This window comes from Nocardia gipuzkoensis, from assembly GCF_021183645.1.
Classification (GTDB): Bacteria; Actinomycetota; Actinomycetes; order Mycobacteriales; family Mycobacteriaceae; genus Nocardia; species Nocardia abscessus.
The window spans coordinates 2,178,123-2,192,316 of sequence record NZ_CP089225.1 but is presented as its reverse complement, the minus strand read 5'-3'; the positions used below and the strand labels follow the sequence as shown (position 1 = coordinate 2,192,316).

12 protein-coding genes are annotated in these 14,194 nt (G+C 70.2%); 7 read left to right on the top strand and 5 right to left on the bottom strand.

What is annotated here, in order from left to right; genetic code table 11:
- Positions 1–43: 43 nt before the first annotated feature.
- On the bottom strand, positions 44–187 hold the full coding sequence (locus LTT66_RS37375; RefSeq protein ID WP_408638767.1) for an excalibur calcium-binding domain-containing protein: 144 nt from the start codon (positions 185–187) through the stop codon (positions 44–46).
- A 34-nt stretch (positions 188–221) separates the two neighbouring features.
- Between LTT66_RS37375 and LTT66_RS10085 the strand changes: the two genes are divergently transcribed.
- Positions 222–1,688: a DUF4185 domain-containing protein gene (locus LTT66_RS10085; protein ID WP_233066187.1), complete on the top strand. Its 1,467-nt coding sequence runs from the start codon at positions 222–224 to the stop codon at positions 1,686–1,688.
- A gap of 10 nt (positions 1,689–1,698) precedes the next feature.
- Here LTT66_RS10085 and LTT66_RS10080 read toward each other — a convergent pair whose 3' ends face one another.
- Positions 1,699–2,766: a fused (3R)-hydroxyacyl-ACP dehydratase subunits HadA/HadB gene (locus LTT66_RS10080; RefSeq protein ID WP_233066185.1), complete on the bottom strand. Its 1,068-nt coding sequence runs from the start codon at positions 2,764–2,766 to the stop codon at positions 1,699–1,701.
- A gap of 98 nt (positions 2,767–2,864) precedes the next feature.
- Positions 2,865–3,920 carry a nuclear transport factor 2 family protein gene (locus tag LTT66_RS10075; RefSeq protein ID WP_233066183.1) on the bottom strand — a complete coding sequence of 352 codons (1,056 nt, stop codon included), beginning with the start codon at positions 3,918–3,920 and terminating at the stop codon, positions 2,865–2,867.
- A 1,066-nt stretch (positions 3,921–4,986) separates the two neighbouring features.
- On the opposite strand from LTT66_RS10075, the gene LTT66_RS10070 reads away from it, so the two are divergent.
- The 3 genes from LTT66_RS10070 (at position 4,987) to LTT66_RS10060 (ending at position 7,805) form a co-directional block, all read left to right on the top strand.
- On the top strand, positions 4,987–5,355 hold the full coding sequence (locus tag LTT66_RS10070; protein WP_233066181.1) for a hypothetical protein: 369 nt from the start codon (positions 4,987–4,989) through the stop codon (positions 5,353–5,355).
- Between the two features lie 797 nt (positions 5,356–6,152).
- Complete coding sequence (locus LTT66_RS10065; RefSeq protein ID WP_233066179.1) at positions 6,153–6,596, top strand: DUF3151 domain-containing protein; 444 nt, start codon at positions 6,153–6,155, stop codon at positions 6,594–6,596.
- Positions 6,597–6,647: 51 nt separating this feature from the next.
- Entirely contained in the window at positions 6,648–7,805 is a 1,158-nt protein-coding gene (locus tag LTT66_RS10060) for an FUSC family protein (RefSeq protein ID WP_408638766.1), read from the top strand.
- A 313-nt stretch (positions 7,806–8,118) separates the two neighbouring features.
- Here LTT66_RS10060 and LTT66_RS10055 read toward each other — a convergent pair whose 3' ends face one another.
- The gene (locus LTT66_RS10055) at positions 8,119–8,901 is read right to left on the bottom strand and encodes a site-2 protease family protein (protein ID WP_195032202.1); all 783 of its coding nucleotides are present in this window, start codon (positions 8,899–8,901) and stop codon (positions 8,119–8,121) included.
- Positions 8,898–9,557 (bottom strand): hypothetical protein, encoded by a 660-nt coding sequence (locus LTT66_RS10050; RefSeq protein ID WP_220135701.1) that lies wholly within the window; start codon positions 9,555–9,557, stop codon positions 8,898–8,900. Before LTT66_RS10050 ends, LTT66_RS10055 begins: the two co-directional genes overlap by 4 nt.
- A 280-nt stretch (positions 9,558–9,837) precedes the next feature.
- Between LTT66_RS10050 and LTT66_RS10045 the strand changes: the two genes are divergently transcribed.
- The 3 genes from LTT66_RS10045 (at position 9,838) to LTT66_RS10035 (ending at position 14,131) form a co-directional block, all read left to right on the top strand.
- Positions 9,838–11,127, top strand: a complete 1,290-nt coding sequence (locus LTT66_RS10045) for an adenylosuccinate synthase (RefSeq protein WP_043699502.1) — start codon at positions 9,838–9,840, stop codon at positions 11,125–11,127.
- A 116-nt stretch (positions 11,128–11,243) separates the two neighbouring features.
- Positions 11,244–13,850, top strand: coding sequence for a helix-turn-helix transcriptional regulator (locus tag LTT66_RS10040; RefSeq protein ID WP_233066177.1), 2,607 nt, complete (start codon positions 11,244–11,246; stop codon positions 13,848–13,850).
- Positions 13,847–14,131: a hypothetical protein gene (locus LTT66_RS10035; RefSeq protein ID WP_233066175.1), complete on the top strand. Its 285-nt coding sequence runs from the start codon at positions 13,847–13,849 to the stop codon at positions 14,129–14,131. The genes LTT66_RS10040 and LTT66_RS10035 overlap by 4 nt, the downstream gene beginning before the upstream one ends.
- Positions 14,132–14,194: the final 63 nt, after the last annotated feature.

Sequence of the window (14,194 nt, the reverse complement as noted above, 5' to 3'; positions counted from 1 at the left end):
GCCTTCCATCCTGCTCCCGGATCGGCCGGTGCGCCGGAGTGATTCACTCGCAGGCGACTCCGTCGTCGTCCCGGTCCAGGTGCGGGGCGTACCCCGGCTCGCCGCGCAGCTCTTTATTGGGCGTGTCGGTCCGCCCGTGTCCGAAAGGCGAACGGGGTAGGGTCGTTCCGCTGGTTCGTGTCCGCAAGTTCGTGTCCGCAACGGATTTCGAGGGGTTTGCTATGGCGATGCGAATACTGGCCGCTGTCGGTGCGGTCGTGGTCGGTGCGGGAATGCTCGTCTACGCCGACGGGCCCGCCGCCGCCGCGCCCGAAGCGACCGGCAGCCCTGCGGGAGCGGGGCCGTGCGCGACCGATCCGGTCGCGACCCACGAGCCGCTGGTGCCGAAGACGCTGGAGGTGCCGATTCCCTACCCGGTGGTCACCGTGCTTCCGCCGCAGGTACCGGAAACCGCGCCGAAGCGAACGCGGATGGAGCTTCCGCTGGACCCGTGCGCCAACCCCTGCCCCGATCTCACCGATCTGCCCGGCACGCCACCCGGCCTCGCCGCGCAACTGGGGATTCCGGAGATCTTGTTGAATCCCAAGCCTTTCCACTTCGCGATCCCCGGTCCCGGTCCGGACGCCGGCCCGGTGCCGCCGCCTCCCGCGCCGGTGCAGCCGCCGGTCGAAGCCGCGGCGCAGTCGCCCGCCCGGCCCGCGCCGCGCCTCGGTCCGGCCCGGGAGGTGGCGAAGCTGACCGGCGCCAACTCGGTGAACCGCACCGACAAGCGGTGGCAGGTGGACGGCACCGACCTGGGCATCATGTGGGAGAGCGCGCCGGGCGAGATCGCGACCGCGTTCGGCGACACCGTCGGGCGCGGCTTCCATCCACCGGGCGGCATGGGACTGGATTGGCGCAGCAACGTGCTCGCCTTCAGTACCGACCGTGAGCTCGCCGACGGGGTGACCTTCGACCGGATGGTCACCGACGACCGCTGTCACGCGGCCGAGGTGCTCTCCAGCCGCAAGCTGGACAACGTCGAGGTGACAACCATTCCCACCTCGGGTTTCGCGCTCGGCGAGCGACAGTATCTGAGCTATATGTCCATCCGGACCTGGAACAGCCTGCCCGGCACGTTCTTCACCAACTACGGCGGCATCGCCTACTCCGACGACCACGGCCAGACCTGGACGAAGGACCCGCACGCCCGCTGGGACAACATCTTCGGCCTGGCGAATTTCCAGGTGAGCGCGATGGTCCCGCGCGGTGGCTACGTGTATATGTTCGGTACGCCCAACACCCGGCTCGGCGCGGTCGGCCTGGCCAGGGTGCCCGAGGACCAGCTCCTCAACACCACCGCCTACCAGTACTGGCGCGACGGCGCGTGGACCCCGGTCGGTGGATTCGCTTCGGCCACGCCGATCGTGCACGGCCCCGCCGGTGAACTGTCCGTGCGCTACGACGCCGCGCGGAACGTCTGGCAGATGAGCTATCTGGATACGACGAAGGCCGCCATCGTCGTCCGTGAGGCGGACACACCGCAGGGTGTGTGGTCGGAGAGCACGCCGACGGTGTCGGTGCTGAACTATCCGGAGCTGTACGGCGGGTTCATCCACCCCTGGTCGTCCGGATCGGACTTCTACTTCACCATGTCGACTTGGAGTGATTACAACGTCTACCTGATGCACTCGGTTTTCACCGAGTGATCCGGTCGCGCTAGCGGAGCCGAACCTCGGCCAGTGCGCGACCGAACAGCTTGCGTCCCTCGGAGGAGCCGCCGAGCAGGACGGTCGCGGTGCGCGTGGCCGAGTCGAGCGACTTGATCTTGCCGGTGAACTCGACCGTGCTCGCCGCGTCGGCGGCCACCGGGACGAAACCGGAGAACCGCACGCTGAACTTCCGGATGGCGGTCGGATCACCCAGCCAGTCGGTGAGATAGCCGCCGGCCAGCCCCATGGTGAGCATGCCGTGCGCGACCACCGTCGGCAGCCCGGCCAGCTGCGCGGCATGGTCGCTGAAGTGGATCGGATTGGCGTCGCCGGACACGCCCGCGTAGTTCGCGAGATCGCCCCGGGTCAGCCGGAAGGAGCCGACGGGCAGCTGGTCGCCGGGGGCGAACTCGTCGAACGCGGGCAACGTGTGCACCGGCGCGATCTCGTGCCGCTCCGGCTCGACCAGTGGGCTTACGCCGAGCGGCACCAGCGCGTCGCTCCGGGCGAGATCGGCGCTCGCCCGGGCCGATTCCACCGGACGCCCGTGCATCATGATGTTCTCGACCACGTCGTTGAGGCCCGCGTCGAGCTCGACGCCGCGGCGCGCGACGATCGTGGTCGACCCGACGATGGCGACCTCGCCGTGCTGGTTGCTCAGCGCGAAGCGCACCACGATGAAGTCGTTGTCGCCGAACTGGCGGATCGACTCGATGACGATCTCGCTGCGCACCCGGTCGCCTGCCAGGATCGGCCGGTAGATCTCGAAGACCTGGTCGGTCTGCAGGAACTGGGACAGGTCGTACTGGGTGAGCACCGAGTCGAGCAGCGCCCTGGTCGCGGTCATCCCGATCACCGAGGCGAAGGTCGGCGGGGCGATGATGCCGGGATGACCGAGCGCGCGTGCGTCGCCCTCGCGCTGATGCGCCGCGTGGTGATTCTGTACCGCGCGGGCGAACTCCCGGATTTTTTCCCGGCCGACCTCGTAGTGGTCGCGGACCCGGAATCGCTGTCCGGTCGGCGTCACCGGAACGAGATCGACATCCGGCCGCGCCATCGTCTGTTCCCTGCTCATGATCCGGGCCATGCTACTGCCGGACCGGACCATTGACCAGGTGAGTGTGACGCGCGCTACCGGCATCGATGCGTGGTGGCTATCACGCCGCCGGGTATTTACTGCGTGCTGGAGGGCGGGTCGCAAACCTTCCATCCGTCGTCGGTGCGCTGCAGGTCGAAGGTGCGTGCCGACCGCTTCGCCGGGTCGGCTTCGGTGTACACCGTGGCCTGCGCGATAGCGGTGTCGTCGGTGATGCGGATGGCGTCGATGCTGTCCACCACCGGGATGTTCTTGCGCTCGACCGACAGCTTGTGCACACCGGCGAACTGGTCGCTCGGAATGCCCTGATAGAAGTCGTGCAGCGGGCCGCAGGTGGAGGAGCGCAGTGCCTCCAGGTCGCCGGTGCGCAGTGCCTCGGTGTAGCTGGTGATCGCACCGCGCACCTGCGTCTCGGGGGAATCCTCGCCGGTCATCGTGACCAGCGCCACGATCACCGCGACGAGCGCGATCACCGCCGCCCCCGCCGCGCCGAGGAGGATCAGCTTGCGGTTGGGCCGAGCGGTGCCGCTGGCGGAGGCCCCAGCGCCTGGTTGCGACGCCGGTGCGATCCGCTGCGGGGGTGCGACGGGGCGGGTGTGCGGCGCGCGCGGACCGGACATCGATTGCGCGGGCACGGTCTGCTGGACGTCGGCGGGGGACGGCGCGGTAGCCACCTGGCGCTGTCTGCCCGGCGCGCGCGGTGGCGACGGGCGGGTCTCCTCGACTCCCGGACCGTGCTGCGGCGGCGCGGACGGGCCGTGCGGTCCGGGCTGCTTGGGCCCGGCAGCGGGACGCGGAGTGCTCGGTGGCTTCGTGATCGGAACCGGTCCCGCCGGTGACGCGACCACGCGATCGGTTCCCGGCCTGCCGCCGTCGGCGGGGCGCTGGATGGGGAGCGCGACGGTCTTCGCGTCGTCCGGGTCGACCACCCGCATCGCCATCGTCACGTCATCCGAACCGGGCGGGTTCTGCTCGTCACCCGGGGTGGACTTGTCGGCCGTCGCCGACTTGCGATCGTCCGGCCCGGCCGGCGGCTGCGGCCTGCGCATCACGACGGTCGCGGATTCGCTCCCCGGGGCCGGACCGCCCTGCTGGATCGCGGCGGTCTCGGCCTCGGCGGTGCCACTCGGCACAGCCGAATCACCCGTGGGGGTCTTACCACCTGCGGTGGTCTCGGGCGAGGAGCCCGCCGCCGCTTCCGCGGGCTTCGCGGCGGCCGCGGCGGCACCGGCTGCTTTCGCGCCGGATTCGGGCGCCGGCCGGTTCTGCGCGGGCCCGCTCGGTTGCGCTGGGGAGCTTTTCGCAGCGGACCCCCCTGCCGGAGGCGTGCCCGGTGCGGAACCCTGGGGCTTACCGGGCGGCGTCTGATCCCGTTTGATCACCACGGTGCGCGCTGCGGCCGACCCGTCCGGCGCGGAACCGGCTTTCGGCGTGCCGCCGCCGCTTTCCGGCTGCTTCGGCGCGGATTCCCGAACGGTCGCGGCCGATTTCGCATCGGCCCCCTGGCCCGCTTCGGACGTGCCCGCGCCGGAGCGCGCCGGTTCGCCGCCGGAATTCCCAGGCGCGGCGCTCGCCGTGCCGGGACCGGCCGGTCCGGATGGTGCCGTGCCCTTACTACCGGGCGCGATCGAAGCGGGTGGCCCGGACGGGGGCGGTGTGTTCGGCCTGCCTTCGGGCCGCGCAGCAGTGGGTTTTCCGGCAGGTTGGGGCGCCGGGGCCTTGGTGGAGGCAGGGCCGGAAGCGGGAGGGGTCGGTTTACCGGTGCCGACCGGCACCCCGCCCGCCGCCGGGCCGGGTGCGCTGCCCGCAGGCGCGTTCGATGTCGGAGCCTTTCCGCCGACCGGGCCGGAGGGGGTGCCTTTGGCGCCTGTTGCGCCTGGGCCACCGGGTGCGTCCGGACTACCTGATGCGCGCGGACCGCCGGGTGCGCTTGGACCGCCGGGTGCGCTTGGACCGCCGGGTGCGCTTGGACCGCCGGGTGCGCTTGGACCGCCGGGTGCGCTTGGACCGCCGGGTGCGCTTGGACTACCTGCTGCGCTTGGACCGCCGGGTGCGCTTGGACCGCCGGTTGCGCCTGGACCACCTGCTGCGCCTGGACCGCCGGCTGCGCCCGTACTACCTGTTGCGCCTGGACTACGGACTGCGCCTGGTGCACCCGAGGACTGGGCTGCCGGGGAATTCGCGGGAGCGGGTTGGTTCGTGGAGTTCGTCCGGTTGTCCGGGGCCGCAGGCTTCGTACCGCTCGGCGCGCTGGGGTGCGGTGTGGGCTGCTGGGCGGAGCCCGCGCCCTTCGCCGGTGCGGAAGCGCCGGAATTCGGCGCGGCGGGGGTCGGTGAGTTCGTCCTGCCTGCGGGACCGTTCGCTGGGTTCGCGCCCGCCGTGTTCGACGGCGCCGAGTTGGCGTCCTTCGACGGGGCCGGGCCGCCGACGGCCTGCCCCGGTTCCGCGGCTCGCGGCCCGCTGGGAGCTGGACCGCGAGTGCCCGCGTCCGGTTTCGGGCTCGCCGCGGAAGCGTCTGTGCCCGAGACGGATCGGCCGGTGCCACCGGAGGTTTCGCCCGGCCGCTGAGCCTTGGCAATGCGCTCGGTGGGGGCGGCCGAGGAAGCCGGGGCGCCCTTTCCCGTGGCCGGAATACGTTCGGTGGCGGCGTCGGGGCGTGCGTCGGCCCCGGCTGCGTCGGCCGGTCCGGCGCTATCCCGCGCCGTGTTCTTCTCGTCGTTCGGGTCGGACACGCACACCCCTCGCTAAGGCGGAACTGTTGAACTCGACGGCCAGCCTAATGGGCGCGGCCCGGCGAAGTCCGTCATCAGCCCACGCCGAGCCGAGCGAACGCCCAGTCGCCCGCTCGACGACCCACCACCGGCCCGAAATCCGGGCATCTCGCGGCATGAACCGGCCCGCGCACCGGGGATGCAGTACCAGACGGTGGGCTGCCTCGAACGCGGCGAACACAGTCTCAGCCTGCCCCGGGCGCTACGCATCGCCGCCTAACTTCCAGGCCGCGGTCGTGTTCTCCGCCGGGCCCTCCTCGTGGCTGGGCCCCAATGCCGACACCACACGCCAGTGCGGATGCGAAGTCCTCGTCGGACCCGCGCGGGGCGAGCGAAGAATCGGCAGCGGCATAACGAACGCTGTGGGGCGGGTCTGTCTGCGGTTTTGCGTCGGGGCGAGTGGCGGCGGGGTTGCCGTGTGCCGGAGGCAGTGGGGTGGGGTCTGTCTGCGGTCTTGCGTCGGGGCGAGTGAAGGCGAGGCAGCCGGGTATCGGACGCCGTCGGACGGAGTCCGTCTGCAGCCCTGCGCCGGGCCGAAGGGAGGCGAGGCGGCCGCCTGTCGACCGGAGTGGCCTGCGGTGCAGAATGAACCGCATGACCTCGTTCGGTGACCTGCTCGGACCGCAACCGGTACTGCTACCCGAAATCTCCGATGCCGAGGACGCGCTCCTCGACAACGCCGATCCGGTGCGGGTCGCGGCCGATCACCCGGCCGCCTCCATCGCCTGGGCGCACCTCGCCGAGGCGGCGCTGGCCCGCGGCGAAGCTCAGGACGAGGCGGTCAATCACGACGTCGTCGCCGCGTACGCCTTCGCCCGCACCGGCTATCACCGCGGCCTCGACCTGCTGCGCCGCAACGGCTGGAAGGGCTTCGGTCCGGTGCCGTGGAGTCACGAGCCGAATCGCGGTTTCCTGCGCAGCGTCGGCGCGCTGGCCCGCGCCGCCAAGCTGATCGGCGAGACCGACGAGTACGCACGCTGCCTCGACCTGTTGGAAGACTGCGACCCCCGGGCGGCCGCGGAGCTCGGCCTCGACTGAGTCGTAGTGATCGGAGCACCGCGTAGCGAGTCGACGACGGGTGGTGGCCGGATGACGGGCGGGCTCGACCCGGATTCCCGTGTCGGCAGTGCTCGCGCGAGCAGCATGGCGAGGTTGCGCACCTCGTGGGCGCGGCTGCGCCGGTCGGTCCTGCCGATCGTCCAGTGCGCGGTCGGCGCCGCGCTGGCCTGGTTCCTCGCCCATCACGTGATCGGCCACGCGCTGCCGTTCTTCGCGCCCACGGCCGCCGTGGTGTCCATCGGCATCTCCTTCGGCGCCCGGCTGCGCCGCTCGGTGGAACTCGTGGTCGGCGTCGCGGTCGGCATCGGCATCGGCGACCTGTTCATCTCCCGCGCGGGCACCGGCGTGTGGCAGATCGCGCTGGTGGTCGCGGTCGCCATGGCCGCGGCCGTGTTCCTGGACGGCGGCTCGATCATCACCATGCAGGCGGCGGGTTCCGCCGTGCTGGTCGCGACGTTGCTGCCGCCTTCGGCGGGCGGCGGCCTGTCCCGCATGATCGACGCCTTGGTGGGCGGTCTGGTCGGCGTGGTGGTGGTCGCCGCGATACCCCAGCACCCCGTGCGCAGGGCGCGGACGCTGGCCGCGGACATCCTCGGCGTGATGGGCAAGTCGATCACCGACTGCGCCGACGGACTGCTCGAACAGGATCCGGAGAAGCTGCACCGCGCGCTCACCGCGATGCGCGCCACCCAGCCGCAGATCGACGCGTTGCGCGCCACCCTCGAGGGCGGCCGCGAGATCAGCCGGATCTCACCGCTGTACTGGAACTCCCGTCCCCGCCTCGATCGCATCAGGGCCACGGCGGATCCGCTGGACAACGCCATCCGCAACACCCGGGTCCTGTTGCGCCGCTCGCTGACTCTGGTGCGCGACGACGAAATCCTCGACCCCGGACTGATCGACGAGGTGGAGCGGCTCGGCCAGGCCGTCGACGTGGTGCGCCGGATGATGCTGACCGACCCGGGCGAGCAGCCCGATCGGGCCGAGGCCGCCCGCGTACTGCGCTCGGTCGCGAAGGGCGCGCGCCCGGAATTGGTAGCGGGCGCGGGGCTCTCGGCGCACGTCGTCTTCGCGCAGGTACGGTCGACGCTGGTAGACCTGATGCAAGTGTGCGGCGTGCAGCGTATCTCGGCGATTGCCCTGCTGCCGCCGACAGTCAAGAATCCGTATGTGCGGCCGGAGGTCTGAAGCCGGACTACTCAGCGGTATTCGGACATTCGCGCCGGGCACCGTGGTCCGCGCCGGGCGCGGCACGCCGAAAAGTTGATCTTCAAGTAGTGCGCTACTCGTGTCGCGGGCCGCTGCCCGCCGTAGTTTTGCGATGTGACCGCGAGTTCGAGGGGTATCGCGGTCGATCGCTTCGCACGTGGACGAAAGGGCCTTCCGGCCAAGGGGTGTGGTGGCCGGAGGGTGGGGCGGATCGAAAGCGGGCGAAGAAGCGGGGCCGCCCGGCCGACCCGACCGGGCGGCTTCGCGCCTCGCCGGGAACCGATCCCGGCGATCAGGTCCAGAATCGCGTCAGATAGCCGCCGTAGCGCGACCAATTCGACGGAACGCCGGACAGTTCGAACAGCGCGTACACCGCGTCGAAGAACACCTCGTTGATGGCGGGAGTGAACAGCAACGCGAACAGGATCAGCATGCCGAACGGCTTGAACTGGTCGAGTGAGCGTCTGGTCTGGTAGCTCAGCGAAGGCTCGACGATGCCGTAACCGTCCAGTCCTGGCAGCGGGATCAGGTTCAGCAGCGTCGCCGTGATCTGCAGGAACGCAAGGAAACTGACGCCGAACCAGAACGCGGGGTGCTGGTCGGTACCGCCCCAGATCCGGACCACCACCAAGAGCAGCACCGCGCACAGCGCGTTCACCGCGGGGCCTGCGCCGCTGATGATCCGCTGTGTGCGCGGCGCGACATTGTGCGTGTGCACGTAGACCGCGCCGCCCGGCAAGCCGATGCCGCCGAGCGCGATGAACACCATCGGCAACACGATCGACAGCAGGGGATGGCTGTACTTCAACGGGTTGAGCGTCAGATAGCCGCGCAACTCGACCTCGCGATCGCCCGCGCGCCAGGCCGTGTACGCGTGCGCGAACTCGTGCAGGCACAGCGTCACCACCCACCCGGCCACCACGAAGACGAACACCCCGGCCTTGGCTCTGGTCGAGTCCAGCGGGGCGTCCCAGGCCAGCGCGCCGCCGACGGCGGTCAGGGCGATCACGAGCAGGAACACCGGGCTCGGCCGGACCGCGCGTGATCGGCGGTCGATCGGGAACGGAGCGTTCATCGCACCAGCAGCCATGGTTCGTGGTGGCGGTAGAAGCTCGAGCGCGGCACCGGGCGATCAGCGCGGACGCCGTCCCTGGTCACGATCGCGCCGGGCGTGCCGAGTTGCGCCGCGCGCCCCTCCACCCAGCGCCGTTTGCGGAAGCCTTTGCGTATGGTGGCTCGCACGCCGGGCGGTTCGAGGGACGGCGAGACGAGCATGGCCGTCACCTTTCCGGAGAACAGCAGCGTCTCGTCGACGTACGCTTCGCCCTCCAGCTTCTCGCCGCCGACGCCGGTGATCACCGCTCGGCCCGCGAGTACCTTGCCGGTGTCGTCGCGAACCAGCGGCGTCTCGACGGCGCGGCCTTCGATGGCGCGCTTGGCGGCGGCGTTGCCGGTACCGGTCTGGTACGCACGCGAAGCGTAGGTCTTCTCGATCGGCACGTAGCCGATCTCCACGTGCAGGCGCTCGGTGCGCATCAGGTGGGTGAGCACCGCGGCCAGCGCGGCGTCCTCGCCCAGCACGATCAGCCGCGGCAGGCTGTCGGCGGCCAGCACGGGAAGCAGTTCGTCGATCACGGCGGTATCGGGGACGGCGGCCGTCTGCGTGGTCGGCAGTGCCGCGAGCGCGATGGGGACGGGGGCGCCGTCGCAGCGGAGAACATGGGTACTCAAGCTGCCGTACACCCTCCTCGGTTCGAGCCGACACCGTCGGGCCCCTCGCGATCGCGGGCGAACCCACTGCGGCTCTCCCGTCCACGCCGCGCTGCCGCTCGGCGTGCCGTGCAACCATAGCCCTGCCCGGCCGCGACCACACGGTTGTCGAGCCTACGACGAGATCCGCCGCGATGCCGCCGCGGACAGGTCGGCTAGACTGTCCTTCCGGCCACCGCCTCAGTACGGCAGGTAGCTGCAACACATCAGTGTTGCCTGTCGAACCGTAGGAGACACGACCATGCCGGCAATCGTCCTCATCGGCGCCCAGTGGGGTGACGAGGGAAAGGGCAAAGCAACCGACCTGCTCGGCGGCAGGGTGCAGTGGGTGGTCCGATACCAAGGCGGCAACAACGCCGGTCACACCGTGGTGTTGCCGAACGGTGACAACTTCGCGTTGCACCTGATTCCCTCCGGCATCCTGACCCCGGGCGTGACGAATGTCATCGGCAACGGCGTCGTCGTGGACCCCGGCGTGCTGCTCGACGAGCTCGCGGGTCTGGAAGAGCGCGGTGTCGACACCTCCGGTCTGCTGCTCTCGGCCGACGCGCACCTGATCATGCCGTACCACGTGGCCATCGATAAGGTCACCGAACGCTTCCTCGGCAACAAGAAGATCGGCACCACCGGCCGCGGTATCGGGCCGTGCTACCAGGACAAGGTCGCCCGCGTCGGCGTGCGCGTGGCGGACGTGCTGGACGAGAAGATCCTCACCCAGAAGGTCGAGGCGGCGCTGGAGTTCAAGAACCAGGTGCTGGTCAAGATCTACAACCGCCGCGCGCTGGATCCGCAGCAGGTGGTCGACGAGGTGCTCACCCAAGCCGACAGCTTCAAACACCGGATCGCCGACACCCGGCTGAAGCTGAATCTGGCGCTGGAGCGCGGCGAGACCGTCCTGCTGGAGGGCTCGCAGGGCACGCTGCTGGACGTCGACCACGGCACCTATCCGTACGTCACCTCGTCGAACCCGACATCGGGCGGCGCGGCGGTCGGCGCGGGCATCGGACCGAACCGGATCAACACGGTGCTCGGCATCCTGAAGTGCTACACCACCCGGGTCGGTTCCGGCCCGTTCCCGACCGAGTTGTTCGACGAGTTCGGCGCCTACCTGGCCAAGACCGGCGGCGAGGTCGGCGTCACCACCGGCCGCGCCCGTCGCTGCGGCTGGTTCGACGCGGTGATCGCGCGCTACGCCACCCGGGTCAACGGCATCACCGACTACTTCCTCACCAAACTGGACGTTCTATCCAGTCTGGACACGGTGCCGATCTGCGTCGCCTACGAGGTCGATGGCGAGCGGGTGGAGCAGATGCCGACCACGCAGACCGAATTCCATCACGCGAAGCCGATTTTCGAGCAAATGCCCGGTTGGTGGGAGGACATTTCCGGCGCGCGCACCTTCGAGGAGCTGCCCGCCAATGCCCAGGCGTACGTGTTGCGTTTGGAGGAGCTCTCCGGCGCCCGTATTTCGTGCATCGGCGTGGGTCCCGGCCGGGATCAGACCATCGTCCGGCACGACGTACTCGGCTAGAACCTGTTCGAATTCCGCGCGGTCCAGCGGAAATTCGGCACGATCACCACAAATTAGCCCCATCGATCGTGCTCGCTCGGCTTCGATCATGATCGGTGAAGAACTACAGTTAGAGCATGGCTCGGAACTGGCCGATGATCGAGCGCGAAAGCGAATTCGAGGCGATCCGCGCGGCACTGACCGGTCCGGAGCACGTCGGTGTGGTGCTGACCGGCGACGCCGGGGTGGGCAAAACCACCCTGGCCAGGCATGCCACCTCCGCGATCGGCGGCAACGTGCGCTGGGTCGCGGGCACCGAGTCGGCGCGCAGCATCCCGCTGGGGGTGTTCGCGCACATGGTCGGCGTCTACACGGCACACGATCCGGTCACGTTCATGTCGGCGGCGCGGGAGGCGTTGCTCGCCGACGGGGACACGGTGATCGGCGTGGACGACGCCCATCTGCTCGATCAGCTCTCCGCCACGCTGTTGCTCCAGCTGGCGATCGACAAGGCCGCGCACATCGTGGTGACCGTCCGCAGTGGAGTCCCGGTGCCGGACGCCGTCACGTCGCTGTGGAAAGACGGCCATTTGACGCGCATCGACCTGCGTCCGTTCACCCAGCGCCAGAGCGTGGAGCTGGTGGAGTCGATGCTCGGCGGGCAGCTCGAGGGGTTCACCGCCAATCTGATGTGGGAGTCTTCCGCCGGAAACGCGTTGTTCCTGCGGCATTTGGTCGAGGGAGCGCTGGAGGCGGGCACGCTGCGCCAGGTCAACGGGGTATGGCAGCTGCGCGGCCGAGCCGCGGTGACCTCGGAGCTGGCCGCACTGCTGGAAGACCGGGTCGAGCAGCTGCCGGAGCCGGTGCTGCGAGTGCTGGAACTACTGACCTTCTGTGAACCGATCGATCTCGACGTCCTCGCCGAATTGGCGGGCGAGGACGCGGTCGAGGCCGCGGAAACGCGCGGCGTGATCCGCGTGGTGGAGAATTCGCGACAACTGATCGTGCGCTACAACCACCCGCTGTTCGGTGAGGTGATCCGGCGCCGGCTCGGTATCGCCTCGGCGCGGCGGCTGCGCGGCAGGCTGTATTCGTCGCTGAAGGAACGCCGGATCAATTCCGCCGCCGACCGTATCCGGCTGGCCGAATTGGCCCTGGACAGCGACAAATCCGCGGATCTGGAATTGTTCGAGGCGGCCGCGGCCGACGCGATCGGATTGGCGAACCTGCCCCTGGGCGAGCGCTTCGCGCGGGCCGCGGTGGAGCGGCGTGGCGGCGTGGAATCCGCCGACCTGCTGGCGCGTGCCCTGCTCTGGCAGGGGCACCGGATCGAGGCCGAGCGCACCTTGGCCAGTTTCGACCCCGACGAGCTCGACGAGGTGCAGCTGGCGCGCTGGGGCAGTACCCGGGTGGCGAATCTGCTGTGGGCCATGGGTGATGCCGACCGCGCCGACGAGGTGCTGAAGTTGGTGCGCGGAAAGGTGCGGCATCCGAAGATCGCGGCCATCTTCACCGGTCTGGCCTCCGCGAGTCTGGTGAACGAGAACCGGGTCGACGACGCGATCGCCGAGGCGGAAACGGTGATGTCCGCCGAGGGCGCCCCGCCGTGGGCGGTGTGGTGGGCGGCGTTCGGCGGCGGGCTGGCGCTGGCGCTGATGGGCAAGGGTGAGGCGGCCAGGCAGTACGCGGCCCGCGGGCACGAGGTGGAGGAGCACATCGACGGGCTCAACCGCTTCATGTCCACGCACGCCGAGGTGCTCGCGCTGACCTTCACCGGCGATCTGGAGGCCGCACGACGCCGCGCCGGGGCGTTCGTCGGCTACTCCTCGCCGGGCCAATACCTGGCCTGGGGCATGTCGAAGATCTTGCAGGGCACCGTCGACGCGGCGCAGGGCCGGTTCCTGGACGCCATCGAGAATCTGGAACAGGCGCTGGCCGCACTTGCCGCGGAGGGCGCCGCGGCATGGATGTTCCCGGCGAGAATTCGTCTGGCGGAGGCGTATTCGGCGCTCGGTCGCCCCGGCGAGGCCGCCGAATCGATCGCGCACGCCACCGCGCGGGGTGGCAGGCACAGCGCCGTGTACGAGCCGCAGCTGGAAGTGGCCCGCGCCTGGCTGGCCGCCGCCGAGGGAACCGTGACCCCGGCCATCCGGATCGCGGTCAACGCGGCCGACGCGGCAGCGCGCTCGCATCAGCACGCGATCGAGGCTTTGGCGCTGCACACCGCGGCCCGTTTCGGCGACCATTCCGTGTCCGGACGCCTCGCCGAGCTGGCCACCCGGGTGGACGGGCGGTTGGTGCAGGTGCAAGCGCGGCACGCGGTGGCGCTGGCCGCTCATGACGGACCGGGGCTCGACGCGGCCGCCGCCGAATTCGAGCGCATCGGCGTGCTGCTGTCGGCCGCCGACGCCGCGGCGCAGGCCGCCTCGGCACATGAGCGAGCAGGCGATCGGCGCAGGCTGCTGGAGTCCGCCGCCGCGGCCAACCGGCTAGCCGCGGCGTGCGGCGGAGCGAGCACTCCGGCGCTGCGGCAGGCCGCGCAGCCCTTGCCCTTGACCGCCCGGGAACGCGAGATCGCGAACCTCGTCGCCGCGGGCCTGTCCAACCGGCAGATCGCCGACCGGCTCACCGTTTCGGTGCGCACCGTCGAGGGCCATCTCTACCGGGCCTGCATCAAGATGGATGTCACCGATCGCGAGTCGCTCGGAGCGCTGATGCGCGGCGAGACCGGGAGCGTAGGATGACCGTGCGATCGACCGCGGTGGTGAGTGCGATGGCGGCCGGTCTGGTCCTGGCCGCCGGATGCTCGGACGGGCAGCCGCAGCCGGTCACCAGTTCGCCGCTCACCTCGGCGACGGTGGCGCCGAAAACCGAGACGCCCCAAGAGCGCAACGCCCGGATCAGGCAGAAGCTGATCGAACTCGGCTGCTCCACCAACGCCTGCATCCAGACGTACTTCGGCTGCGCCGAGGGATACATCACCGGAGACGCCTGCGAGTTCTTCCGCGCGCACCCGATCGACTGAGCTGTGCGCTGGATGGTGGGCTGCTCGACACCGATGTGGCGGGTGCGGCCATCAGGGCGGGCA

Coding starts and splice junctions, on each gene's coding strand:
- LTT66_RS10085 (WP_233066187.1), top strand. CDS start 222: ATGGCGATGCGAATACTGGCCGCTGTCGGTGCGGTCGTGGTCGGTGCG.
- LTT66_RS10080 (WP_233066185.1), bottom strand. CDS start 2,766: ATGAGCAGGGAACAGACGATGGCGCGGCCGGATGTCGATCTCGTTCCG.
- LTT66_RS10065 (WP_233066179.1), top strand. CDS start 6,153: ATGACCTCGTTCGGTGACCTGCTCGGACCGCAACCGGTACTGCTACCC.
- LTT66_RS10060 (WP_408638766.1), top strand. CDS start 6,648: ATGACGGGCGGGCTCGACCCGGATTCCCGTGTCGGCAGTGCTCGCGCG.
- LTT66_RS10055 (WP_195032202.1), bottom strand. CDS start 8,901: ATGAACGCTCCGTTCCCGATCGACCGCCGATCACGCGCGGTCCGGCCG.
- LTT66_RS10045 (WP_043699502.1), top strand. CDS start 9,838: ATGCCGGCAATCGTCCTCATCGGCGCCCAGTGGGGTGACGAGGGAAAG.
- LTT66_RS10040 (WP_233066177.1), top strand. CDS start 11,244: ATGGCTCGGAACTGGCCGATGATCGAGCGCGAAAGCGAATTCGAGGCG.
- LTT66_RS10035 (WP_233066175.1), top strand. CDS start 13,847: ATGACCGTGCGATCGACCGCGGTGGTGAGTGCGATGGCGGCCGGTCTG.